The following is a 23,104-nucleotide window of genomic DNA, read 5'->3' on the forward strand; positions in this document are numbered from 1 at the left end:
GATCCACCAGGAGAACTACGGCGTCTACGGGGCCCGCAAGATCTGGCACGAGCTGCACCGCCGCGGTGTTCGGGTGGCCCGGTGCACCGTCGAGCGGCTGATGCGTGAGTCCGGGCTGCGTGGGCTGCTGCGCGACAAGTCACCGCGCACGACCCGGCCGGCGGCCGAGACCAGCCGCCCTGCTGACCTGGTCAAACGGGACTTCACCGCAGCCGGCCCGAACCAGCTGTGGGTCGCCGACCTGACCTACGTGCGCACCAGCGTGGGCTGGGTGTACGCCGCCTTCGTCCTCGACGTGTTCTCCCGCATGATCGTCGGCTGGCAGGTCGCCACCAGCCTCTACACGGATCTGGCCCTCGACGCGCTGAAGATGGCGATCTGGCGCCGCGAGAATCAGGGTGCTGACCTGCGTAAACTGGTACACCATTCCGACCGGGGAGTCCAGTATCGAGCGATTCGCTACAGCCAGCGGCTCGCCGAGGCCGGCGCTGTCGCCTCGGTCGGGTCCAAGGGGCGACTCGTACGACAACGCGATGGCCGAGGCGTTCAACTCCCTGTACAAGGCCGAGCTCGTGCGCAACAAGGGGCCTTGGCGCGGGCTCGACGACCTGGAGATGGCCACCGTCGAATACATCGACTGGTACAACAACCGACGCCTGCACGGCGAGCTCGGGCACATCCCACCCGCCGAACACGAAGCCCTACACGCGATGACCCAGCCGGTCACCGCACCCCTGAAAACCAGCTAACCAACTCTCCATCAAACCCGGGGCTTGACACACCGCCGGGATCCAGATGCCGAGGATGCACCCACACATGCTGCGCCACACCTTCGTCACCACCATGCTCGACGCCGGCGTGAGCCAGCGCGACGTGCAGATCGCCGGCCGTCACGCCGACCCTCGCCACGACCATGCGCTACGACCGCGCCCGCAAAAACCTCGACCGGCACCCCAACTACATCCTCGCCGCCTACATGGCCTCCAGAAAGTAGCGACCACGACGAGCGACTCTGCCGAGATGAGGATGTCTCCGCGGAGAGGTGATGGGCGGACGGTTACAACTCTCGTTCGAGGCGTGACCACCAGTCCGCCTTGGCAAGCAGGGAGACTTCAACCGTCCCGGGCTGTCCGCTCTCGATCGAGATGCAACGGCTGCCGTACCGGTACCAGCCAAGGTTCGACAGGGTTCCCGTGACGGGTCGGCAGTCCTCGCTCCATCCGTGAGACCGCAACACCTTCCGCACTTCGGCCGTCGTGAGGGTTGTCCTGATGGCGACCACCCGGTCGCAGAGTCCGCCGTCCTGCCCGCATTCGGTGTGGCCGGCGTCGGCGATATCCAACGCCGAGTTTGCAGGCGCGGTGTCGCTGGCCGGGATGGACATGCAGCACTCGCCCTCATACACCCGCTGGAGCAGTCCCCAGCATCCTGCTGTCACAGCCAGAGCCGCGAGCGCCATCACCGGATTCCACCGCCACGAGCGAGAAAACATCATCGCGAGAGTGCACACGACGATGGAGACAGTGGCGGAGGGCAGGGCCCAGTCAATGGGTGGGGCTGCCGGGCCATGGCTGAGGTACACCCTCGAAACCCACACGGACGCAAGCAGCACCCCGAGCAACAACGCGGAAACCGACCAGGCCCACGCAGGTGTGGGCGCAGCGACGCCCCACGCGACCGCCGGTATCAGCGCAATGACCGCCAGCGGCAAGGCCCAAGGCCCGTGGTCGACCAACCAACTGTCTCCCGCGGCCAGCGCGACGACAACAACGACATCGCCAACCAGCAGACTCGTCCGCCACGTCATCGCGTCACTCCTGAACCCAAGCGTGCTCTACCGCCAGGCCGTGCCCCCAAGGATGGATCCCTCGTCAGGACCGGCGCGTGAGAAGATCACCAGGACGCCAGCGGGCAGCGACCCGATGATCCAGCCCGCTTCGCTCACCTGTCGGCAGTACGGGCCCCGATACGATCATCCATCATGTCGCCTCCGCCCCGGCTGGTGACTCGCGAACATCCGCTTCTGCCCGCGATGCGCGCGTTCAGCCCCGCTCCCGCAAGGTCCGACCTTGCCGAGATCAGTAAGTCGATCGTTGTGGGAGGCTCCGTAGGTGACAAGCTTTCAGGAAGCCCTGGATGCCGCCGCAGACGACCCCGGTTCCTCGGCGTGGGATCTCATCTGGCAGGAGTCGTGTCACCAGGGCACCTGCGATCCCGCAAGCGCCGTTCTGCTGCCCTGGTTGGCCCGGACCTGCGCCATCTTTCGTCCCCAGGACCGCGAGCGCGCCGTAGTACTCGCCGGGTTCATCGCCGTAGACGCCGACGACAAGAGTCGCGGCTTGTACGCCGATGACATCGCCACATTGCGTGCGCTGACCCTTGAATGCCTGTCGTCCGGCGGATCCAGCGACACGATGTTCGTATACCTGCAGCAAGCCGTACTCGGTTTCGACGGTGACGAGGTCTGGGGCAAGGAGCTCGACCGCATCAACGACGGGGAGGTCGATGTGCAGTGACCCCGGCCGCGTCGGCGAGCTGCCCGCTGCGCAGCCCCGATCCGGTCATCTCTGGACCCGGACAGACGTCGCCCGCTCGGCGAGGGCATCGAGCACGTCGCCGTGTGCCGCCGGTACCCGAACGTCCAGCGTCAGCGAATCCGGGCGGGGCCGCACGATGTCGAAAGTGAAGAACGAGCAGCAGGACGTTTCACGGGCCGTCAAATCCCGCGCCGTCTCCTCCACATGCTTCGCGCTGTCGAGCTGCAACCGCAGATGCTGCGGCGACAGCCGGTCGGCACCCCGGACGGCATCGCGGAAGAACTGATTGAACTCAGCAAGCCGCAGCGGCCGTTCAGCCGTCGGCAAGGTGCACGCATCCGGGACCCAGGAGTCGTCTGTCGTGACGTGTCGGTCGCTCATACTTCGACGGTAAGCCTGTACCTAGGTACCAGATGCAAGCCCCGACAACAGAAGCATCTAGGCCGTCGAAGGTCGGACAAGGCCAACCAACGATGATCGTTGTCGACGGGATGTGCGCAAATGGCGCAACGTGACCCGGACGCGGCCCGGGCGCAGGTGGCTCCTTAACGTTTGCTACTCCTAGCGATGCTCACCCACGAGACGTGTGGGAATGAGCCTGGTGTCTCGCTCGTCGGTGGTGCCTACCGCGCCAGAGCAAGGTGGCAGCGGCGAGAACGGTGGCAGCGGCGGACGCCACAAGGATTGCGCTCTTCGCGGCGTTGAGCAGCCCTTCGTTGTTTGGGTAGGCGAGTTCGCTGATGAGCAGAGAGACGGTGAAGCCGATCCCGGCGAGCTGAGACATGCCGATGATGTCGGGCCACCCTAGGCTGGGGCAGTTCGGCCACATTGAGTTCTGGTGGTCAGCCACGTGCCGCCGGCGATGCCGATGACCTTGCCGACGACGAGATCGAGGAACACGCCAATCGCCACGGTGTTGCCGAGCAGATCTCCGAAACGACCCGAACGCAACCCCGGCTGAGAACAGCGCGAAGGTGGGCAGCGCCAGAGCGTTCGTCCATGGCCGCAGCAACTGCTCAGCGCCGCCGTGGCCGGGTGGGGCCCGATCGCCCTGCTGGAGCGGTTTACCCGCCTTGGTCGGGTGGTGTGCGTGGTGACGGCGGGGTTGGTGCTTCTGGTGTCGTTCCTGCCCTTGACCGGTTCGGGCACCGCACTGTCGACCCGCCTGGTGCTCGGCCTGATGCATCTGGCGGTCGCCGCTGTGTTGGTGCCGGTGCTGGTGTTGACGAGCCAGGCGTCCCACGAGGACGCGGTGACCGTTCATCGGAGCAAGACGGCAGTCCGCCGCTGACGGACGCGCTGTGGTCGGCAACCGGCTCGGCGGGGGTCAGGCGGTTGGGCCGGTGTGGTGGTCGAGCTTTGCGCGGAGCGTGCCAGCGAAGCCTTCGGCCAGGGCGAGTTGGTCGCGTAGCGCGGTGACGCGGGTGGTGGCGGCGGTGTGGAACATGCCCAGCCGGTCGAGCAGCTCGCTGTGGTCGGTGGCGGTGTCGAGGGCGTCAAGGACGGTGAGGAGATCCCGCATCTCGTCGAGGGTGAAGCCGAGGGGCTTCATCCGCTTGACCACGGCGAGACGGTCGAGGTCGGATTCGGTGTACAGCCGGAAGCCGCCTTCGCTGCGCGCGCTGGGGACGATCAGGCCGGCTTCCTCGTAGTGGCGGATGGTGCGGATGCTGAGCCCGACCCGTTCGGCGGCCTCCCCGATCTGCATCAAACGAGCCGAGGCCGGGCCGGAGGCGTGCTCCGGCCCGGCGCTGCGGCTGGCAGCGGCCATCAGTGGCCGACTCCGAGCTGCCCCGCGAGGGTGTCGTGGATGCGGGCGCTGGGCGTGTTCAGCTCGACGATCTCGACGGTCTTGCCCCGGGCGGCGTACTTCGTGCTGATCGCGTCCAGCGCGGCGACGGAGGAGGCGTCCCAGACATGGGCGTGGGTCATGTCGATCACCACGTTCTCAGGGTCGTTCGTGTAGTCGAACTGCCCGACGAGGTCGTTGCTGGAGGCGAAGAACAGCTCACCATGCACGGAGTAGATCCGGGTGGTGCCGTCCGGGTCAAGGACGCTGGTGACCTCGACCAGACGGGCGACCCGACGGGCGAAGATCACCATGGCGGTGAGCACACCGACGACGACGCCGACGGCCAGGTTGTGGGTGGCCAGGGTGGTCGCGACGGTGGCCAGCATGACGATCGTCTCGCCGTAGGGCATCCGCTTCAGCGTGGCCGGGGCGACGGAGTGCCAGTCGAAGGTCGACACCGCCACGATGATCATCACGGCGACCAGAGCGGCCATCGGGATGACCGCGACCACGTCACCGAGCGCGACGACCAGAACCAGGAGGAACACGCCGGCCAGGAAGGTCGACAGCCGGGTACGCGCACCGGACGCCTTCACGTTGATCATCGTCTGACCGATCATCGCGCAGCCGCCCATACCGCCGAAGAACCCGGTGACGATGTTGGCGACGCCCTGGCCCCAGGATTCGCGGGTCTTGTTGGAGTGCGTGTCGGTGATGTCGTCGACGAGCTTGGCGGTCATCAGCGACTCCATCAGCCCGACCAGCGCCACACCCAGGGCGTAGGGGGCGATCAGGCTGAGGGTGTCGAGGGTCCAGGGCAGCTGCGGAACACCGAGGGCGGGCAGGCTGTCCGGCAGGGCGCCCTCATCCCCGACGGTCGGCACGGCTACGCCGACGACCACTGTGACGACGGTCAACACGACGATCGCGACCAGCGGCGCAGGGACCGCGCGAGTGAGCCGGGGCAGCCCTACCATGATCGCCAACGCGACCGCGACGAGTGGAAAGACCAACCACGGCACGCCGATCAGGTGCGGGACCTGCGCGGCGAAGATCAGAATTGCGAGGGCGTTGACGAAGCCGACCATGACACTACGCGGGATGAACCGCATCAGCTTCGCTACGCCAAGCACCGCGAGGAGGACCTGGATCGCGCCACCGAGGATCACCGCCGCGATCAGGTAGTCCAAGCCGTGCTCCTTGACCAGCGGCGCGACGACCAGGGCGATGGCACCGGTCGCGGCGGAGATCATCGCCGGCCGACCGCCGCACAGCGCGATCGTGACCGCCATCGTGAACGAGGCGAACAGGCCCACCCGAGGATCGACCCCGGCCAGGATCGAAAAGGAAATCGCCTCGGGAATCAGGGCGAGAGCGACGACCAGGCCGGCGAGGACCTCGGTGCGGAACACCTTCGGTGACAGCCAGGACGGACGGGACAGGCGCGGCCGGACGACCGCGGACAGCACAGAGGACATGGAGCCATTTCCACTCGGGCGCACTCGGTCGGGCGCACAGCAACCGCCCCGGGGTCGGGGCAGACGACTACGAAACGATCAGCGACGGCCGCGCCGGATCCGGATCCTGGACCTCATCGGCCAAGACGCGGCACGGTCGTCAAGGGAACCTTCGGTCAGACCCTGACGACCTCGACAGACCCTACCCTTCCGTAAGGGGAGAGTCGGACGTGCGTGGTGATCATCACCTTGGCCCGTTTGATCTGGCGGTTGGGCCGTTTCTGGGCCGCCTGCCCGGGGCCCCCAAGTGCTGGCCAGAGACGACCGACCACGACCAGCCCTCAAAGAATCGATAGGTCGACCGCCGTGCACAGGGGCTGACCTGATGGGACGGAAGGGTTGACCTGTACGCCGGAATGAGCCCTTGATCTTCGGCATGCGATCGTGGGGCGGCCGTGCTGGAGGTCTCTCTACCGGCGAGACTCCTACTCCGCCCAAGGGCGCTCGGAGTGCTAATGCCATCACAGGGATTCGGCCCTGTGTCGGTGGAGCGCAGTGGCGGTGAGAGTGCGAGCCGAATCGTGAGAACGGCATGCCGCCAGAGCAGTGTTGGCAGGGGTGACGGGCCGCTCGTCGGTGACTTCGGTCCTGCAAGGCGACCCACTTCCGTTGCCGCCACCCGGCGACGTCGACGCACCTGACTAATTGAGCCCGACCCCTGCTTACCCGTTTCGATGGGAGGCGCTGCTCGGGGCGGGTTTAGACGGGGACTTCGGCGCTGAGCACGATGGTGCGTTCCTCGGGTAGGTGAAGGAACTCGGCATGGCTGGCGGCGTTGTGGGCGAGGGCGATAAACAGGCGTTTACGCCAGATGGCCATACCGGGCTGACGGGTGCACCGCAGTGTGATCCTCGAGACGAGGTAGGAGACGTGATCGAGGTCGATCGTTTGTGCGAGGGGGTGGGCGGCGGCGCGGTCGCAGGACCTCGGGGAAGTCGGTGGGGTCCTGAAAGCCGAAGACGGCGGTGATGTGGATGATGCCGTCATTGGGGTCGCCGAGGTCGTCGATGGTCAGTCGTTGATCCCAGGGAATGTGCGGGACGTTCGCGGTGCGGCCGGTGATGATCACGATTCTTTCGTGTCGTACGTGGTTGTGCGCGACGTTGGCGCGTAGTGCCAGGGGCGTTGTCTCCTTGTTGGGGTGGGGGAACACGGCGGTGCCCGGCACCCATGGGATGTCTGTGGCGTGGAGGGTGTCGATGAAGTCCCGTAGTGGGCCTTCCCGTTCGATCCGCCGGGCGGTGACCAGTTCGGCTCCGCGCCGCCAGGTCAGCAGGATCGTAAACAGGATGATCGCGATGAGCAGGGTCAGCCAGCCGCCGTGGGTGACCTTGGCGAGGTTCGCGGTGAAGAAGGTCAGCTCGATGCTGCCGACGACGACCGCGAACAGCGCGACCTGCCAGGTGGTCCAGTGCCATAGCACCCGCGCGACGACGAGGAACAGGGTCGTGGTGATCAGGAATGTGCCGGTGACCGCCACCCCGTAGGCGGCGGCAAGGTTCGTGGATGAGCCGAACGCGAACGTCACCAGCAAGACTGCGGCGAACAGGGCCCAGCTCACTCCTGGGGCGTAGATCTGTCCGTACTGGCGGCGGGAGGTCTGCCGGATGCGCAGGTGCGGAAGGAAGCCCAGCCGCATGGCCTCCCGGGACACCGAGAACGCTCCGGAGATCACCGACTGGGACGCGATCACGGTGGCCACGGTGGCCAGGACGACCATCGGCAGTTGCGCCCAGCCTGGTAGCAGCAGGAAGAACGGATTGTCCCGGCTGTCCGGTGCCCGGAGGATCAACGCGCCCTGGCCGAGGTAGTTGAGTGTCAATGCGGGAAAAACGATCGCGAACCAGGCCCGGCGGATCGGGGCGCGGCCGAAGTGACCCATGTCGGCGTAGAGCGCTTCGGCACCGGTGATCGCCAGCACCACGGCGCCCATCGCGATGAACGCGATGACCGGGTGGCCCACGATGAACAGGGCCGCATACGTCGGTGACAGCCCGGCCAGAACGCTCGGGTGACGTATCACCTCGGCCGTGCCGGCCACGCCCAGGCTGGCGAACCAGAGCAGCATGATCGGCCCGAACACAGCCCCGACCCGTCCGGTGCCCCATCGCTGGATGGCGAACAGCAGGGTGAGGATCACCGCCGACACCGGCAGCACCACCACCGCCCACTGCGGGGAGATGACCTCCAGACCTTCCACCGCCGACAACACCGAGATCGCCGGGGTGATCACACTGTCGCCGTAGAACAGGGCAGCGCCGAGCGCCCCGAGCGCCAACACCGCACCGGCGCGCCTCCCGCTGTCCTTGAGCAGCGCCTTTCGGGCGAGGGCGGCCAGGGCCATCACCCCGCCCTCGCCCTCGTTGTCGGCCCGCAGGATGAAGACGACATATTTGACCGACACGATCAGGATGATCGACCAGAAGACCAGCGAGATCACGCCGAACACGTCGGGAGCGTCCGGCACCAGGCCACGGTCGAGGGTGAAGACCGTCTTCAGCGCGTACAGCGGGCTCGTGCCGATATCGCCGTACACCACACCCAACGCGCCCAGCAGCAACCCCAGCCCCGCCGTCCGGCGACCCGCCAGCGATGTCTGAGACGCGGTCCCACCGTCCTCCGCCGGCCCCTCGCCTTGCGGAGGCTGCTCGTTGTTCGCTTGCTCTGCCACCCCACAGGCATACCAACCCGCACACCAGTCCCCGCACCGGAACCATGAAACGCGCCGATCTGGTTCGGCCTTGTTTGACCAGGTCGGCTCGTTCGCCGCCCGCCAGGCCGGTCGCTGTCACACGACTCTGGCCTGCCGAATTGCCCTCCATAGTCGGCGACGGGAGGGTCGCCGTGGCGCTGCGGGAATGCAACCACCTGCCAGTTCGCGCGGCAGCCAGTGTTCATGCAACCAACACGGGTGGACCCGATGTGGCGGAACCGAACCGCATTCACGCTGTTCGGGGGCTTGCGGTAACGATGTCGGTGGTTGCGTCGGCGCAATTCGTAGCGGTATAGCGCTGTCTCGACGTGGCCGAGGCCTGATCGTCTCCTACTGTTCAGGGGTGAACCGATAGCCCATGCCCGGGTCGGTACGCAGATAGCGCGGCCGGCTCGGGTCGGGCTCCAGCTTGCGCCGCAGGTTTGCCAGGTGCACGCGCAGGTAGTTGGTCTCAGTCTCGTAGCGCGGCCCCCACACCTCGTGCAGCAGCTGCTGGTGGGTGACGAGCCGATCCGGGTTGCGTGCCAGCACCTCCAGCAGGTGCCACTCGGTCGGGGTCAGGCGAACCTCCGCCCCGGCGGTCGTGGTGACCCGTTTCGCGGACAGGTTCACGGTGAACGCCGCCGTCGTGACGACGGGGAAGGTCTGCTCACCGGCAGCGGCTCGGCGCAGTGCGGCCCGCATCCGGGCCAGCAGCTCACCCATCGCGAACGGCTTGGTCACGTAGTCGTCAGCCCCGGCGTCCAACGCGTTGATCTTCGACTGCTCGGTGAGCCGGGCCGACAGCACGATGATCGGGGCGGCCGACCAGCCACGTAGCGCCTGGACGACGCTGACCCCATCCATGTCGGGCAGGCCGAGGTCGACGATGACCAGGCCGGGCGGCGTTCGCTCAGCGGCCGCCAGCCCGCTGGCCCCGTCGGTAGCGACGGCGACCTCGTAGCTGCGGGCCGACAGGGCGATGCGCAGCGCCCGCGCCAGTTGACGATCGTCGTCGACGACGAGGACTGGGGTCACTGGGCTGCCGCCTGCGGCAGGATGATCGTCATCGTCAGTCCTCCGCCCGGGGTGTCGGTCGCCGTCAGGGTGCCGCCCATCGCCTCAGTAAAGCCGCGGGCGATGGCCAACCCCAAACCTAGCCCGCCCTCGGCGGACCGGTCGTCGAGGCGCTGGAACGGGGCGAAGACACGCTCGCGGTCCTCGGCCGGTATGCCGCGACCGTGATCGACCACCTGCAACGACAGCCGGTCACCGGAAGCGTGGCCGACCACGCGCACCGAAGGCGATTCGCGCACGGCGTTGGCGACGAGGTTCGCCACGACCCGTTCCAGCAGCCCCGGATCGGCGTACGCGAAGGGCAGATCGTCCGGCACGTCGACCTCGACCGTGGCCGGCCCCTGATGCAGCAGCGCCGCGGCGACCATCTCGTCTACGGCGACCGGACGGCTCTCGACTATCAAGGCACCCGCCTGCAGGCGGCTCATCGCCAGCAGGTTCTCTACCAGGTCGGACATTCGGTCGGCGGACTCCTCGATGGTCTCCAGCAGCTCCGCCTGTTCGGCCGGGGCCAACTCCAGGTCCGGGTCGCGCAGGCTGGACACCCCGGCCTTGATCCCTGCCAGCGGCGTACGCAGATCGTGGCCGACCGCCGCCAGCAGGGCCGCCCGCAACCGGTCGATCTCGGCCAGCTCCCGGGCGCGGGCCGCCTGGTCGGCCAGGCGCTCCGCGTCCAGGGTGCGGGCGGCGGCCGCGGCCAGCCGGGCCAGGAACCGGGGATCGGGAGCGAACAGGTCCGGCCCCTCGACGACCAGGCGCAGATTCGGCCGAGCTGTCACGGACAGCGACGGCACTCCGGTCGGTTCCCGTCCGGCTACGGCGACGATGTGCTCGGCGCCGCTCGGATCGGTCTCGATCAGCGCCGCGCTGTCCATGTGCAGCGCCTCGCGTACCCGGGAAAGCAAGGCGTGCACGGAGCCGGCGCCGATCGGCTCGGCGCTGATCCGCGCGAGCACGGCCGCCTCGACGCCGGTGCGGGCCGCGGCCGCGCGCTGGCGGGCGGCCAGATCTACCGCGACGCTGACCGTGATCGCGACCGCGACGTAGACGACGAGCGTAATGAGGTGATCCCGGCTCTCCACGGTGAGCGTGTGATACGGCGGGACGAAGAAGAAGTTGACCAGCAGGTCGGAGGCGACCGCAGCGGCGAGCGAGGCGGTCAGCCCGCCGACAACGGCAGCCGCCACCACGACCACCAGGTAGAGCAGCACGACGCTGGCCAGCGCGAGGTCGCCGCGCACCGGCACCAGCAGTGCGGTGAGTCCGGCCAGCCCGGCGGCCGCCAGTAGCACGCCGGTGAGCATCCGCTGGTACGCCCGCCGCGACCTGTCCCGCATACCGCCCAAGTTATCGGCCGACCTGGGCTGGAGCATGAATCTCCGGCTCGGTGCGGCTCGACTCCAGCTGCCACGGCACGCTGGTCACCATGACGCCCCGCTTGTAGAGCAGTCGGGCCTTCAGTCGCAGCGCCGACTGGTTGTGCAGCAGGTGCTCCCACCAGCGGCCGACGACGTACTCGGGGATGTAGACGATGACCAGGTCACGCGGGTGCTCCTTGCGCAGGCTGTCGATGAAGGCCAGCGCTGACCCGGTGATGTCCCGGTATGGGGAGTCCACGATGGTCAGCGGCACCCGGATGTCGTGCTCGTCCCACTCCGCCTGCAGTTGGCGCACCTCCTCTGGGGTGATCGCCACGGTCAGCGCGGTGAGCGTGTCTGGCCGGGTCGCGCGGGCGTAGGCGAGCGCCCGGATCGTCGGCCGGTGCAGGCGGGAGACCAGTACTACCGCGTGGATGCGGCTGGGCAGCACCATGCCGCCCGGTTCCGGCGCCAACTCGGTGGCCACGCGGTCGTAGTGGCGGCGGATCGCCCGCATCATCGCGAACAGCACCGGGATCGCGATCACCACGAGGTACGCGCCGTGGGTGAACTTGGTGATGGTGACGATGACCAGGACAAGGCCGGTGAAGACGGCGCCGAACGCGTTGATCAGCCGGGATCGGTGCATGCGCCGCCGCCGTCCGGGGTCGCGTTCGGTGCGCAGCAGCGTGTTCCAGTGCCGGACCATGCCGGTCTGCGACAGAGTGAACGACGTGAACACGCCGAGGATGTAGAGCTGGATGAGGCTGGTGACCGAGCCCTTGTACGCGTAGATCAGCGCACCGGCGATCAGCGCCAGCAGCAGGATGCCGTTGGAGAAGGCCAGCCGGTCGCCGCGGGTGTGCAGCTGACGGGGTAGGTAGCGGTGCTCGGCCAGGATCGAGCCGAGCAGCGGGAAGCCGTTGAAGGCGGTGTTGGCCGCGAGGATGAGGATCAGGGCGGTGGCCGCCTGGATGTAGAAGAACATGGGAGAGCTGGTGCCGCCGAGAATCGCCGCCGCGAGCTGCGCGATGACGGTCCGCTGCGCCGAGGTGGCGCAGTCGCCGGGGAACCCGATCAGGTCGCACGTGTTTTCGACGTAGCGCACCTTCGAGATCAGCGCCAGTGCGGTGATGCCGCCGAACATGGTGATCGACAGGGCGCCCATCAAGAGCATGGTCCCGGCCGCGTTTTCGCCCTTGGGCGGTTTGAACGCCGGTACGCCGTTGGAGATGGCCTCTGCGCCGGTCAGCGCGGTGCAGCCGGAGGAGAACGCGCGCAACGCCAGGAACAGCAGGGCCAGGCCGGTCAAGTTGCCGTGTCCGGGTTCGGGCGTGACGGACCAGGCGGCGCTCTCGGCGACCGGAGTGTCGCCGAACGCCATCCGGATGACCCCGGTAGCGATCAGCGCGAGCACGCCGACGACGAACATGTAGGTCGGCACCGCGAAGATCCGGCCCGATTCGCGCACGCCACGCAGGTTCATCGCCGTCACCAAGGCGACGAAGCCGAGGTTGATCGGCACCCGCCAGGGGTTCAGATCGGGGAACGCCGAGATGATGTTGTCGACCCCGGCGGCCACCGACACCGCCACGGTCATGATGTAGTCGACCAGCAGCGCCGCCGCTACGACCAGACCGGCCGAGGCTCCGAGGTTGCGGGTCGCCACCTCGTAGGAGCCACCGCCGGACGGGTACGCCCGCACGACCTGCCGGTAGGAGAGGACAACCACCGCCAGCAGCACGATGACGGCCAGCCCGATCCACGGGGCCAGGTACAGGTAGGCCAGCCCGCCCAGCGTCAGGACCAGCAGAATCTCCTGCGTGGCGTACGCCACCGAGGAGAGCGGGTCGCTCGCGAAGACGGGCAGTGCGATCCGCTTGGACAGCAGTTGCTCGCCGAGCCGGTCGCTGCGCAGCGGAGCGCCGACCAGTAGCCGCTTCAAGAACTCGAACACGGCTCCAACGTCACGCGGCCGCCGGCAAGATCCGTAGATCTTGACATCTTCTTAACGCGCCGACGGGTGATCTTCACGCAATCTTGGCGACCCTGCATCTGGGTCGTGGTGCCGACCCGCGCGGACGGCTATCGCCTCGCGCAGCAACCCGAACCCCAACGCCCGCGCATCCAGCGCCGGTGCCGGCTCCGCAAAGAAGATCCATACGTCCGCGGTGGTTCGAGGCAAGGTGGCGTGAACGGCGATCCATGCTGCTCCGTGGCTGCTCGGACGCCGGAAAACTGGTCCGGACGTGCAGGGACTCGTTCGGATTCCGGGGTCTCATCTGGCGGCGTGCAGTGATCGACAAAACCTGATGTAGGGCCTGGACCTGCCGGTATCTATGGGGACCCGCGCGGACCGGGAGGGACCGGGGCGGACGATCGACCAGCCCGATCATGCCCATAGACAAGCATCGGTCTCCGGATCAGAAGGTTAGGGGTTCGAGTCCCTTCGGGCGCACAGATGATCAAGGTCGTGACATGCGGAAACGCAGGTCACGACCTTGACTGCTTCTAAGCCTTGGGACGGATCTTCCCAAGATTTGGAATCTGGTGCTCCGATGGTGCTCCGTTGTCGCTGTGCCGTTCTGGCGAGGGCTCGTGCCGGTCCGTGCTGACCAGTGGTTATGCGTGTCGCCTGGTCTGGATCATGATTCCAGTGTTGGCGCACCGGTGCGGGGCCTCTGCCCACTGTGGTCGGGGTTGTGGATCTTCGCTGTCGGTATGGTTGCAGGGCGGTCGGCCGCCGCTGGCCTGGCGGTGATGTCGGGCAGGTGTCCCGGTCAGGGCGAGCGACGGTGGTGACGGTCGTGAGGCCCCACCCATCTGATTTCCGGACTTCCGACCGGGCTGCCCGAGTGGTTCACCACGGGGTCCCGACAAGGCCGGCTCCGACCGCCCACCGTGCCGCCCGCCCGCCCGGCCAGCCTGTTCACTCCCGGCGGCGACCGCCTCCGGCGGACCGGCCGTCGCCGCCGATCGCCGGTCACCTCGGCCGGCCACGCCGCCGCGAGCGTGGACCGGACACCGGCCAGGCGGGACCGGCCGCCCGCCGATAATTCAGGGGCTGGGCAGTCGAGCAGTCTGTGGCACAGTCAGGCCGGGTGGACTAAGCTATTAGCTAGCCGGGGAGGTGGAGCCATGTCGGCGGAGGCCGTGCACTACAACATGCATGATGCGAAGACGCACCTGTCGCGCATCATCGAGCGAGTGGAACGCGGCGAGGAGATCATCATCGATAGGGCGGGGACCCCTGTGGCGCGAGTGGTTCCACTGGTGCGTCGGGTCAACCGCACCGCCGTCGGCTCCCTTGCCGGGCAGGTAGACCTGTCGGGCGACTGGGACTCGCCACACACCAACGCCGAGATCGCTGCCGACTTTGGTATCGGCGAATGACCCTGCTGCTGGACACCCACATCGCGCTGTGGGCCATCACCGGCGATGCCACCCTTGGCGAGGAATTCCTTGACCGGCTGCGTTATGACCCTGACATCTTCCTGTCCCCGGTCAGCCTGTGGGAGATCACTATCAAGCAGACCGATGGAAAGCTCGCTGGACCGGCGGACCTCGCCGAACGGGTACGGGATATGGGCCTCCGTGAACTGCCGGTGACTCACGCTCACGCGATCGCTGCCGGGCGCCTCCCATTCCATCACCGTGATCCCTTCGACCGCATGCTGGTGGCACAAGCGGTCACCGAAGGCTTGACGTTGGTCACCCGTGACGTGTCGATCGCGCTGTACGACGTGGACGTCCTCAAGGTGTGACAGCCCGGTTCGCAAGGCCAGCAAACCAGGTTCGATGCTGTCCATCCCACTTAACCCGCACGATCCGGGTGACGTCGTCACCCGGTCCGGCGAGTATCCCGGGTTGGCGATGGCTGGCCGCTCAGCGAAGGGCACGCAGCCGGCGGTTCACTTCCTCCATGTCGAAGGTGTCCGGGGTGAACTGGCTGGCATCGGCCAGTCCCAGCCACTCCAGGCGTTCTTCGTGCTCGGGGTGTGCGGGGTCGGTGAGTACCTCGACCAGCTCCTGGTATCCCCAGATTCCCCCGCAGTCATCGGGCGGGGCGGCCCGCTTCCCGCCGGTACACCTGGGATGGTCTGTCGACGGGTCCGGGACGAGCACCTTCTCGACCAGGATGTCGTGTACCCAGTCGTCCCCGAAATCGTAGGTGTATCGGAATTTGTCCTTCGCCTCGGGCGCGACCTGCTCCAGCGTCACCGACCCGTCCGCCCGGTGCCCCAACTCGCGGTCGGCGCGCCCGAAGTCGCCGTACGCCGTCTCGAACACGTGCATGTGGCCGCCGTGCCAACCGAATGCCGCAAGGATGGTGTCGTGCAGCCGGGCCAGGCTGATGTCCGCAGGCACCAACAGCCGCCGCCAGATGGGTGGTTTCGCCCCACGTAGACTCACCTTGAGCTGATACACCTGTGCCGGGCCGGCGGTCTTTTTCCGTTTGGCCGGAAGCTTCGCCGGCTGCGCCCGCCCTGCTGTCAGGAAGTCGAGACCGAGATCGGAAGGGTCGCCCGAACGGTTGACGAGTTGGGCGAACTGCTGCAGTACCGCCATCGCGTCCCGGCCACCAGCGCCGTGCCCGGACACGACCGCCCCCTTGGGCTTACGCGGCTGCGGGAGAGCAGCCAACCGGGTACGGACCAGCACCGCCAGCACGTCATACCCGGGCCCGTCCTCCTCGTCGACAAGCTCCGGCGCGTCCTGGCTGCCATCGTCGCCGTTCTCGGCGTCGTGCACGGCACGCGCCTGCATCGCCTGCTCGACGTACCAGCGGAACTCAGGCGCGCCCAGCTTCTGGGTCTTGATGGTCAGGCCGTCGCGCCGACCGCTTTCGCGGATGTCCTTCAGCGCCACCGGCAGGTCCGCCCCGTCCACGACGAGGATGCCGTCGGCGGCGCCGCAGTCGTCGTGATCCACCAGGACCATGACCGCGTGCTCGTGCCCCGCCCGCTGGAACGAGCCGACCAACACCGACATGGTCCCCTCGGTGTCGTACAGCCGAGTGAAGGGGCCAGAGTGCAGCGGCTGCTCCAGCTTCCGGGCCCAGGCCGGCGCGGGGACTCCGTCGACGGCCAACCGGCCGGCGGCTGCCACGGCGGCCTCTGCCACCTGCTCGGGACCGGCACTGGCCGCGGCGCCGATCGCGGTCAGCAGCGTCAGGGCCGCATCGTTACCGCGTGCCTCGATCGCCGGGATAAATGCCTGGGCGAAAGCGGGTACGGTGTCGTCACCGCCGGCCACCGCCATCGCCACGAACAGTGCGCCGGCCAGCTCCGCCTCCAGCGGATCCTCGCAACCGGCCAGGTCGGCGGCACCGTCCACCAACTCGGCGAGCATCTGTTCGGGATCCAGCTCCCCGCCTGAACACGCGGGACAGTCGCACTTCTCCTCCACGTTGCCCACCACGACGAGGTCGGAGCGGCGACCGGATGTCGTATTCTGCTTGTCTCGTGGGCCACGGCCGGCAGGACTCATCGGCCCAGTCTGCACCACCCACGCGCTGGCCTGTCCGCAGGGCTCTGTTGCGTTGGTCGTTGGCAAGATCGAGGCAGGCTTGACCAGTGAAGCTGTCGAACCGTCCTCGCCCCTGGCTACCGCCGAAGTCCGCGTTCGCCGGGTTCCGGTTCCCACCCGAGGTGATCATCGTCGCGGTCCGGTGGTACCTGCGGTTCAACCTGTCCTACCGCGACGTCGAAGAACTGCTGGTCGAACGCGGCGTCGAGGTCGACCACGTCACCGTCTACCGGTGGGTGCAACGGTTCACCCCGCTGCTGGCCGGCGCCGCCAGATTCCGCCGGCACGCGCCCGGCGACAGGTGGCACGTCGACGAGACCTACATCAAGGTCAACGGCGTGTGGCGCTACGTCTACCGTGCGATAGACCAGTACGGGCAGGTCATCGACGTGCTGGTCTCGACCCGCCGCGACGCCGACGCGGCCCGGCGGTTCTTCCGACGCGCCATCGCCACGCTCAAGGTCAAGCCGACCGAGGTGGTCACCGACGCCGCCGCGGTCTACCCCGCCGTGCTCGACGAGTTGATCCCGCACGCATGGCACCACGTCGAGCAGCACGCCAACAACCCGATAGAGGCTGATCACAGCCAGCTCAAACACAGGCTGAGACCGATGCGTGGGCTGCGGAAGGACAACACAGCCCAGGTGGTTATCACCGGGCACGCGTTCATGCAGAATCTCCGGCGCGGCCACTACGAGCTCGGTATCGACGCTCCGCCCGCTCAGCGGGTCGCGGCTGCATTCACCGAACTCGCCCGGGCGATCTGACACGAGACCAGCCCTCGGGGCTCAACACGTCTGTCGATCCGGCAACGCAACAGCACCAGGCCTCCACATGATGCAGCGCCCTCGATGGGCACGACCACGTCAGCCGGAACATGCGAGTTCAGGAGTGGCCGCAGCCGGTGACCAGCTCGTAGCGACGGTCGCGCCTTGTAGGTGTGCTCCTCCGCTAAGCTGATCACGTAGGCGGCCAGTTCGGAGCGGATGGCGAATCCGACCTTCGTCGTCCTTCTGCTGGTGCTGGCCGGGCTGCTGGTCGTCGCCGACCGGGGTGGCGGCCAGGGCCCTGCGGTACCGGATCATCACCCCGGAGAGTTGCCCCGCGGTAGCCGCCCCACGCCGACCTGACCGCAATCGCGGGCGGCGAAATCACCCGCGGCGTCAGCCTCCGGCACTGCGGCCGTCCCGCGGTGGCCCAAGACCCTGGCCTGGGTACGGGACTCCCGCAAGACGCGTCCCGTCCTTGTGCGATGGCGCGATATGTTGACCATGAGATGCCCCCCGCGCTGGTCATCGCCCAGGTCTCACCTTCGTTTGCGGGGCCGTCAGTCGTCCTCGCGGTGAGCCGCGATGCGAGATAGCGGGACCCGACGCGGGTATGACGTGAGGGGAGAACCGGCCGCTACGAGTCGAGCGTTAATCGGAGGACCGCTGTGGGTGAGCAGCCCCTGATACCGCCATCGGATCTGCTCTCCAGCGTGTCCCGGGCGCTGCGGGTGCTGGAAGCCGTCGGTGGCACGCCGCGCGGTCTGACCGTCAAACAAGTGGCCAGCCGGTGTGGCCTGAACTCCGCGACCGTCTACCACATAGTCCGGACACTGACCTACGAGGGCTATCTCGTTCGGCGCGAAGACGGCACCTTCACTGCCGGCCTGCAGGTAGCCCACCGATACCGGGACCTCCGCGAGGCCATCCGCCCGTCTGCCGCGGTGACCGACGAGCTGCGGCGCCTGGCCGTCGACACCGGATACACCCACTGCCTCGCACAGTTCGTCGACGGCAGGATCACGCTCACCGCCGTCGCCCCCGGTCCTCGGACTGCCCACCACGACCAGCTGGTCCCCGGATTCCACGAGGCCCCGCACGTCACCGCCTGGGGCCTCGCGCTGCTGTCCACGCTCACTCCCACCCGCGCGAGCTACCTCAAACAGGCCCCAACGTCCAACCTTGGCACCTCCACTGTCAGCGACGTCGAGGCGTTGAACCCGACGCTGACCACCGCCAACCGGGGCCGCTTGCACAGCGAGTCGGGCCACTACCATCCGGCCACGGCCACGGCTGCTGTGCTCGTCTCGACCGCGGGTCAGCCGGCAGCTTTGGCGTGCGTCCTGTCGACGGCAGACCTCCAGCGCACCGAACACACCGTACGCAAGCGGCTGGTCACCGCGGCAACGCGTATCACCAAAACGCCGCCCACCTAAGCCATCGCACGACTCAGGTTGTCCCTCGGCCGCTATCCGCTCCGCCGGCGTCTCTCACCCAAACCGCGCCGGCAGGACCGCCCGCCCCCTCCGCGTGGGTGAACACAGCCGGGCAAGACTGGGGACCATCACAGATCGATCGGATCAGGAAACGATCCCGGTAAGGTCACTGCCGGGGGCGGGCAGTGACTGGACGACGCCACGGTCGGCCGGACGCCGTCGGGTGACCGTGGCACTCGACGAGCACGGGCAGGCCGCGAGTCAAGGGATGACACCCGGACGAGGGTCACCACCAGGTGCGTCACCCGGAGGCGAGTCAGGACGCGGTGATCGCCTCGGTGAGGTCTTCGCTGGTGTCGGCATCGAGGTCGCCGACGGGGCCGAGAATGGCGACGCCGTTCATGTCGACGTCCGTGCCGATGCGCGACCGTGCCACCCGCCAGCTCTCCCTGATGCCCCTCTGGCTGGCCGCCGAGGCTACTGACAGCCAGCCCGAAAATCTATGCTGAAACGACTAGACATCCTTAGTGGTGCGGGGTACTCTTCTTCGAGTCGAGAACAGAGAGCCACAAGATGCAGGCGGACCGCCCGGCCGTGAGGTCACGACGGGCGGCGGGAAGCGGGAACGAGTTTCACCGTTTCCTTTCGGCAGTAGAAGCACGTCAGCCCCGACGTGATGCGCGACGGGGCACCACAGGTGGGGCCAAGGCGTCTTCAGGGCTCCATCTGATGTTTGCCGTACGTGTAGGGGCCATGAAGTCGCGTGGGCTCCGACACCGGTGGACCGCACGTCAGCAAGGGAAAGAGAAGGCAGAGGAAAGGGAGGGCCGTACACCGTTGGATCGCCCGCCGTTGGCCGTCAATCCAGGCCGGGCGGACACCGCAGTTTCCATCGAACGAGAGGTGGTCTCCGGTCACGCTTATGCGATCCTCGCACCCGAAGCCGTCAGTTGCGGCTGGTGCGGATACGACAAGCCGACGTTCCTGTCGGTAGATGGTGTTCTGACCCGTAACCCTGGGCCCCGGCGCTTACGCGCCGGGGCCCTCGACGTGGAGGTGACATGGGCCAAAGCCCTGATGACATGTTCGGCGACGAGGACTACCCCGCCTACACCATCGGCCAGGCCGCGGAGATGCTCGGCACCTCGCAGGACTTCCTGCGCCGCTTGGACGAGGCGAAACTGATCGACCCGCACCGCTCCGCCGGCGGCCACCGCCGCTACTCCCGCTACCAGCTACGCCTGGCGGCCCGAGCCCGGGAGATGGTCGATCAGGGCACCGCCCTGGAGGCCGCCTGCCGGATCATCATCCTCGAAGACCAACTCGAGGAAGCCCTGCGACAAAACCAGAAGCATCATGGGGCGCAGCGACACGACTGACCGCCCCCGCCCTCGTGAGGTCGTCTGCGTACCGCTGGTGTCGGTGAGTCGGCGGCCGAGCCGGTGGGCCGTCCGAGCGAACTCATCGTCCCGGCCTCGACCATGGCGGCCGTACTCCTGTTCGTGGCGCCTTCCGGCACCCCGGCCATCGGACGGGCCGGCCGCCCGGGACGCGCGCTGCCGCAGCCGGTGCAGGCGCAGTACGTGCGGTTCTGGACCGACACCGCGCTCGGCGAGACGAAGACTGGCGTGCAGGCCGCCGAATTGCAGGTCTTCTCGAAGACCGCCACCGGGGTCGAGCCGCTGCCGCCGTCCCCGCCGGACGCGCCGGTGACCGAGACCGGGGTGATCGCCGCGGGTAACCCGTCCACCGGCACGGCCGACGACGCCACCGCGTTCAAGACGGCCTGCGCGGTGCCGGCCACGCCAGCGCAGGGCGCGGACGGTTGGGTCACCAAGCTGCCGGACAGCTTCGGTGACGGAGCCCACGAGGTCCGTGTTCACAGCGACACCGTCACGCCGTACGACTTCGACCTGTACTTCTACGACGAGTCGTGCACCCTGCTCGGCTCGGCGGCGTCGTCGGCCGCGGACGAGTCCGGCACCATCCCGAGCGGAGCCCGCTACGTCCTGACCCAACTGTGGCTCGGCGCCGCAGTTCCGGGCACCCCCACCGTGACGGACACCAGGTGAGGTAGGGGCACAACCTGGCCCCAACAGTCTCCTCCTGAAATTGTCCGCACCGCCTGCCGGGTGGTGGCTGCCGGATGCCTGGCAGCCACCACCCGGCGTCACATCGCCCCGCCGCACGCCGGAACCATTGCCGGACCTCCGCGGGAGATCTGGCGCGCATTGGCCGGAGGTGCCTAAGCTGCGGCACTGGTCCCCAGACCATTGCTAACGCGTCCGGCCACCAGAGTGACCAGGTCGGGTCGGGTGTGTTCCTGGGTCTTCGCCCAACACCCTCGTCCCGGCCCGGTCCTGCCGGAAACCGAACTCGCTCCCCACTGTCAGGAACAGCCCCGATGACGACACCGACGCCGTCCCACGGCCGCCCGCACGAGATGTCGCTCGACGACACCGCAGTCCTGCCGCTATATCCCGCGCCTCCCGCGCCGGTCAAGAGGAAGGCATTGCCATGGCTGATCGCTGCCGCCGCCGTTGTGGTCGGGCTGTGTTGCGGCGGCGCGGTGATCAACGCAGCGGACAACGACTCCGACACGGCGCGGCCCAGTGCCCGTAACACCACGCCTAACGCCACGCCCGGCAACCGCCTCGTTGACGCCGATACCCGTCCGACCCCTGCACCAGTGGAGCCCACCGCGCCGGCTCCCCTTGCAGGGGACAGCAGCGCCAAAACCACGACCGCGGCGCCGAAGGCGACCGTCAAGCCGACGGCCACGCGCGCCAGCAGTCCACGACCGGCCCCGACCAGCACCAGGCCAATGCCGCCACCAGTGCCGGTGACGGATCCTCGGTTCGGCACGTGCAAGGAGGCGAACGCGGCCGGCTACGGCCCATACCGCAGGGGCATCGACCCGGAATACGCCTGGTACCGCGACCGGAACGGCGACGGCCTGGTGTGCGAACGGCGGTAACGGCTCCACGATCAGTACCGCCGACGGCAGATAGCTGACTCCATGTCACGCCGCGCCGATCGGGGCCCGCGGCCGTGAGGCTGTCCCGTAGGCGACCTATCGGCGCCACGTCCGCGCTGGGCACGGGGAAGCGTCGAAGGGGTGGGGCCAGACTGGCGGGAGCGGGTCAGGCCCGTCCAGGCCGACGACCGCTTCTCGCCCATGACCAATGCGGGCCAACGTAGGCGAGGAACGCCGAGATCGTTGGCCGCGCCTCCGCGATCGCGCGTAGTTGTACTCAGTGGTTCCGGTACCGCCAGCGGTGGGTAGCCTGCGAGAGTGACCGGCGACGCTGAGGCTTCCGACCCGGGACATCCGGCGCCGGCCCTCGTCGCTGCCGTCGTTCCGATCATGTCGCAGGACTTCACCAGCGCGACGGTTGGCACGCTCCGACACGCACTCCAGGCGCAGGTGACCGCCGCGGGACTGACCGGAGATGCCGGCGACGACTTCGTCCTCGCCGTCCATGAACTGATCACCAATGCCGTGCGCCACGGCGGTGGCCACGGCCACCTCGAGCTGCGCCGCCAGGCCGACGTCTTGATCTGCGAGGTCACCGACCAAGGCGCGGCGCCGGGCAGCCTGCGGGTGCGACTGCCCGCGGTCGATACCGCCGGGGGCCGCGGACTGTGGCTCGCCCACCAGTTGACCGACGGCCTCGTCCTCACCCGCCGGCTCAATGGGGTGACTGCCACCGTGACCGCCTGCCTCGAGCCGACTACTGGCACCGACACCCCCGCGCCCACCTCGCCACCCGGCGGCGAGATAAACGGCCCCATGCCGGACAACCAGTAATGAACAAGCCGACCTGGAAGACCAGGTCCGCGTCGAGCACGACCTCACGCTCGTGGCGGCCTGCCGACGACCATTCGCTGGTCCGCGCCGGCTTCCGCACCTTGCTCAAGCGCGCCGACGAGGGGATTTGGCGCGTATCCCGCTGTCGCGAGCCCAGCTCACACACCCCGGTACCCAGCTCACCGTGCACGATCGTTAACTCAGACCTGGTAGGTGCCGCGCCGACGCGCGAAGGCTAGGGCCCGCCCGGCAACCCGGAGCATCCCGCCACTGTCGGCTGCCGACCCCCGCGCCTCATGTCAAAGGTGGTGGCTCGTCACCGCGTTTCGGTGGTCAGAGCCTGCAGGACACCGGTGACAGCGAGGACCCGGTGCACCTGGGCCTCGGGATTGACCACGGCGAAGCGGCGACCGGCTGCCCTCGCCAGGTTCTGGGATGTTACGAGGGCCGTGATCACGGTGGAATCGATGAAGGTGACCTCGGCAAGATCGGCCTTCACCTCGTTCGCAGCATTGATTGCCTGCTCTAGAGCCTGTGTCGAAGTCGGTCACAGCCACTCGTTGATCGCGGCGACGTGCACGGTGGCTT

The 23,104-nt window shown here is 67.9% G+C and carries 23 protein-coding genes and 3 pseudogenes; 14 read left to right on the forward strand and 12 right to left on the reverse strand.

The window, feature by feature from the left end; all coding sequences use genetic code 11:
• Position 1: 1 nt before the first annotated feature.
• From ACFOYX_RS12430 to ACFOYX_RS12440, 3 genes and pseudogenes are all read left to right on the forward strand, one after another.
• A pseudogene (locus tag ACFOYX_RS12430) lies at positions 2–505 on the forward strand (IS3 family transposase); the annotation flags it as partial.
• Positions 399–749 (forward strand): integrase core domain-containing protein, encoded by a 351-nt coding sequence (locus tag ACFOYX_RS12435; RefSeq protein ID WP_377533991.1) that lies wholly within the window; start codon positions 399–401, stop codon positions 747–749. The pseudogene ACFOYX_RS12430 and the gene ACFOYX_RS12435, both read left to right, overlap by 107 nt.
• A gap of 46 nt (positions 750–795) precedes the next feature.
• A pseudogene (locus ACFOYX_RS12440) lies at positions 796–894 on the forward strand (tyrosine-type recombinase/integrase); the annotation flags it as partial.
• Between the two features lie 163 nt (positions 895–1,057).
• Here ACFOYX_RS12440 and ACFOYX_RS12445 read toward each other — a convergent pair.
• Positions 1,058–1,807 (reverse strand): hypothetical protein, encoded by a 750-nt coding sequence (locus ACFOYX_RS12445; protein WP_322443681.1) that lies wholly within the window; start codon positions 1,805–1,807, stop codon positions 1,058–1,060.
• Between the two features lie 304 nt (positions 1,808–2,111).
• Here ACFOYX_RS12445 and ACFOYX_RS12450 point away from each other — a divergent pair, with 304 nt between their 5' ends.
• A complete protein-coding gene (locus ACFOYX_RS12450) occupies positions 2,112–2,516 on the forward strand; it encodes a hypothetical protein (RefSeq protein WP_322443677.1) in 405 nt (134 codons plus the stop codon).
• Positions 2,517–2,561: 45 nt separating this feature from the next.
• Here the strand turns inward: ACFOYX_RS12450 and ACFOYX_RS12455 are convergent, their stop codons facing one another.
• Both ACFOYX_RS12455 and ACFOYX_RS12460 read right to left on the reverse strand, forming a co-directional pair.
• Positions 2,562–2,918 (reverse strand): hypothetical protein, encoded by a 357-nt coding sequence (locus ACFOYX_RS12455; protein WP_322443676.1) that lies wholly within the window; start codon positions 2,916–2,918, stop codon positions 2,562–2,564.
• Positions 2,919–3,108: 190 nt separating this feature from the next.
• The gene (locus tag ACFOYX_RS12460) at positions 3,109–3,366 is read right to left on the reverse strand and encodes a Na+/H+ antiporter NhaA (RefSeq protein ID WP_368666275.1); all 258 of its coding nucleotides are present in this window, start codon (positions 3,364–3,366) and stop codon (positions 3,109–3,111) included.
• A gap of 198 nt (positions 3,367–3,564) precedes the next feature.
• Between ACFOYX_RS12460 and ACFOYX_RS12465 the strand changes: the two genes are divergently transcribed.
• Positions 3,565–3,828 carry a DUF6069 family protein gene (locus ACFOYX_RS12465; protein WP_238452751.1) on the forward strand — a complete coding sequence of 88 codons (264 nt, stop codon included), beginning with the start codon at positions 3,565–3,567 and terminating at the stop codon, positions 3,826–3,828.
• Positions 3,829–3,864: 36 nt separating this feature from the next.
• Here ACFOYX_RS12465 and ACFOYX_RS12470 read toward each other — a convergent pair whose 3' ends face one another.
• From ACFOYX_RS12470 to ACFOYX_RS12500, 7 genes are all read right to left on the reverse strand, one after another.
• Positions 3,865–4,308 carry a MerR family transcriptional regulator gene (locus ACFOYX_RS12470; RefSeq protein WP_322443675.1) on the reverse strand — a complete coding sequence of 148 codons (444 nt, stop codon included), beginning with the start codon at positions 4,306–4,308 and terminating at the stop codon, positions 3,865–3,867.
• Positions 4,308–5,807: a SulP family inorganic anion transporter gene (locus ACFOYX_RS12475; RefSeq protein WP_322443674.1), complete on the reverse strand. Its 1,500-nt coding sequence runs from the start codon at positions 5,805–5,807 to the stop codon at positions 4,308–4,310. The genes ACFOYX_RS12470 and ACFOYX_RS12475 overlap by 1 nt, the downstream gene beginning before the upstream one ends.
• A 738-nt stretch (positions 5,808–6,545) precedes the next feature.
• Positions 6,546–6,731 (reverse strand): hypothetical protein, encoded by a 186-nt coding sequence (locus tag ACFOYX_RS12480; protein ID WP_377533992.1) that lies wholly within the window; start codon positions 6,729–6,731, stop codon positions 6,546–6,548.
• Positions 6,649–8,517, reverse strand: a complete 1,869-nt coding sequence (locus tag ACFOYX_RS12485; RefSeq protein WP_322443673.1) for a KUP/HAK/KT family potassium transporter — start codon at positions 8,515–8,517, stop codon at positions 6,649–6,651. Before ACFOYX_RS12485 ends, ACFOYX_RS12480 begins: the two co-directional genes overlap by 83 nt.
• A gap of 372 nt (positions 8,518–8,889) precedes the next feature.
• Positions 8,890–9,576: a response regulator gene (locus ACFOYX_RS12490; RefSeq protein ID WP_109804135.1), complete on the reverse strand. Its 687-nt coding sequence runs from the start codon at positions 9,574–9,576 to the stop codon at positions 8,890–8,892.
• Positions 9,573–10,952 (reverse strand): ATP-binding protein, encoded by a 1,380-nt coding sequence (locus tag ACFOYX_RS12495; protein ID WP_109804134.1) that lies wholly within the window; start codon positions 10,950–10,952, stop codon positions 9,573–9,575. Before ACFOYX_RS12495 ends, ACFOYX_RS12490 begins: the two co-directional genes overlap by 4 nt.
• Positions 10,953–10,962: 10 nt before the next feature.
• The gene (locus ACFOYX_RS12500) at positions 10,963–12,930 is read right to left on the reverse strand and encodes an APC family permease (RefSeq protein ID WP_109804133.1); all 1,968 of its coding nucleotides are present in this window, start codon (positions 12,928–12,930) and stop codon (positions 10,963–10,965) included.
• A 1,181-nt stretch (positions 12,931–14,111) separates the two neighbouring features.
• On the opposite strand from ACFOYX_RS12500, the gene ACFOYX_RS12505 reads away from it, so the two are divergent.
• Positions 14,112–14,366, forward strand: a complete 255-nt coding sequence (locus ACFOYX_RS12505) for a type II toxin-antitoxin system Phd/YefM family antitoxin (RefSeq protein ID WP_109804132.1) — start codon at positions 14,112–14,114, stop codon at positions 14,364–14,366.
• Positions 14,363–14,737, forward strand: a complete 375-nt coding sequence (locus ACFOYX_RS12510; protein WP_109804131.1) for a type II toxin-antitoxin system VapC family toxin — start codon at positions 14,363–14,365, stop codon at positions 14,735–14,737. The genes ACFOYX_RS12505 and ACFOYX_RS12510 overlap by 4 nt, the downstream gene beginning before the upstream one ends.
• Positions 14,738–14,858: 121 nt before the next feature.
• Here the strand turns inward: ACFOYX_RS12510 and ACFOYX_RS12515 are convergent, their stop codons facing one another.
• Complete coding sequence (locus ACFOYX_RS12515; protein WP_322475164.1) at positions 14,859–16,310, reverse strand: plasmid pRiA4b ORF-3 family protein; 1,452 nt, start codon at positions 16,308–16,310, stop codon at positions 14,859–14,861.
• Positions 16,311–16,555: 245 nt separating this feature from the next.
• Here ACFOYX_RS12515 and ACFOYX_RS12520 point away from each other — a divergent pair, with 245 nt between their 5' ends.
• The 7 genes from ACFOYX_RS12520 to ACFOYX_RS12550 all read left to right on the forward strand — a co-directional run bounded on the left by ACFOYX_RS12520 (position 16,556) and on the right by ACFOYX_RS12550 (position 22,516).
• Complete coding sequence (locus tag ACFOYX_RS12520; protein ID WP_109804141.1) at positions 16,556–17,269, forward strand: IS6 family transposase; 714 nt, start codon at positions 16,556–16,558, stop codon at positions 17,267–17,269.
• A gap of 219 nt (positions 17,270–17,488) precedes the next feature.
• Entirely contained in the window at positions 17,489–17,632 is a 144-nt protein-coding gene (locus tag ACFOYX_RS12525) for a hypothetical protein (protein WP_322443670.1), read from the forward strand.
• A 305-nt stretch (positions 17,633–17,937) separates the two neighbouring features.
• Positions 17,938–18,705 (forward strand): IclR family transcriptional regulator, encoded by a 768-nt coding sequence (locus ACFOYX_RS12530; RefSeq protein ID WP_109804129.1) that lies wholly within the window; start codon positions 17,938–17,940, stop codon positions 18,703–18,705.
• Between the two features lie 1,061 nt (positions 18,706–19,766).
• The gene (locus ACFOYX_RS12535) at positions 19,767–20,084 is read left to right on the forward strand and encodes a helix-turn-helix domain-containing protein (RefSeq protein WP_109804128.1); all 318 of its coding nucleotides are present in this window, start codon (positions 19,767–19,769) and stop codon (positions 20,082–20,084) included.
• A gap of 102 nt (positions 20,085–20,186) precedes the next feature.
• Positions 20,187–20,777 (forward strand): hypothetical protein, encoded by a 591-nt coding sequence (locus ACFOYX_RS12540; RefSeq protein WP_146231209.1) that lies wholly within the window; start codon positions 20,187–20,189, stop codon positions 20,775–20,777.
• 332 nt (positions 20,778–21,109) lie between these two features.
• Positions 21,110–21,682 carry an excalibur calcium-binding domain-containing protein gene (locus ACFOYX_RS12545; RefSeq protein ID WP_236648355.1) on the forward strand — a complete coding sequence of 191 codons (573 nt, stop codon included), beginning with the start codon at positions 21,110–21,112 and terminating at the stop codon, positions 21,680–21,682.
• A 318-nt stretch (positions 21,683–22,000) separates the two neighbouring features.
• Positions 22,001–22,516: an ATP-binding protein gene (locus ACFOYX_RS12550; protein ID WP_236648354.1), complete on the forward strand. Its 516-nt coding sequence runs from the start codon at positions 22,001–22,003 to the stop codon at positions 22,514–22,516.
• A 316-nt stretch (positions 22,517–22,832) separates the two neighbouring features.
• On the opposite strand, the pseudogene ACFOYX_RS12555 reads toward ACFOYX_RS12550, so the two are convergent.
• Positions 22,833–23,039 (reverse strand): annotated as a pseudogene (locus tag ACFOYX_RS12555) (STAS domain-containing protein); the annotation flags it as partial.
• Positions 23,040–23,104 lie beyond the last annotated feature (65 nt).

The sequence above is a fragment of the Micromonospora sp. GCM10011541 genome (assembly GCF_042650725.1).
Classification (GTDB): domain Bacteria; phylum Actinomycetota; class Actinomycetes; order Mycobacteriales; family Micromonosporaceae; genus Micromonospora; species Micromonospora sicca.

Coding starts and splice junctions, on each gene's coding strand:
- ACFOYX_RS12445 (WP_322443681.1), bottom strand. CDS start 1,807: ATGACGTGGCGGACGAGTCTGCTGGTTGGCGATGTCGTTGTTGTCGTC.
- ACFOYX_RS12455 (WP_322443676.1), bottom strand. CDS start 2,918: ATGAGCGACCGACACGTCACGACAGACGACTCCTGGGTCCCGGATGCG.
- ACFOYX_RS12460 (WP_368666275.1), bottom strand. CDS start 3,366: ATGTGGCCGAACTGCCCCAGCCTAGGGTGGCCCGACATCATCGGCATG.
- ACFOYX_RS12470 (WP_322443675.1), bottom strand. CDS start 4,308: ATGGCCGCTGCCAGCCGCAGCGCCGGGCCGGAGCACGCCTCCGGCCCG.
- ACFOYX_RS12475 (WP_322443674.1), bottom strand. CDS start 5,807: ATGTCCTCTGTGCTGTCCGCGGTCGTCCGGCCGCGCCTGTCCCGTCCG.
- ACFOYX_RS12495 (WP_109804134.1), bottom strand. CDS start 10,952: ATGCGGGACAGGTCGCGGCGGGCGTACCAGCGGATGCTCACCGGCGTG.
- ACFOYX_RS12505 (WP_109804132.1), top strand. CDS start 14,112: ATGTCGGCGGAGGCCGTGCACTACAACATGCATGATGCGAAGACGCAC.
- ACFOYX_RS12510 (WP_109804131.1), top strand. CDS start 14,363: ATGACCCTGCTGCTGGACACCCACATCGCGCTGTGGGCCATCACCGGC.
- ACFOYX_RS12525 (WP_322443670.1), top strand. CDS start 17,489: ATGGCGAATCCGACCTTCGTCGTCCTTCTGCTGGTGCTGGCCGGGCTG.
- ACFOYX_RS12535 (WP_109804128.1), top strand. CDS start 19,767: ATGGGCCAAAGCCCTGATGACATGTTCGGCGACGAGGACTACCCCGCC.
- ACFOYX_RS12540 (WP_146231209.1), top strand. CDS start 20,187: ATGGCGGCCGTACTCCTGTTCGTGGCGCCTTCCGGCACCCCGGCCATC.
- ACFOYX_RS12545 (WP_236648355.1), top strand. CDS start 21,110: ATGACGACACCGACGCCGTCCCACGGCCGCCCGCACGAGATGTCGCTC.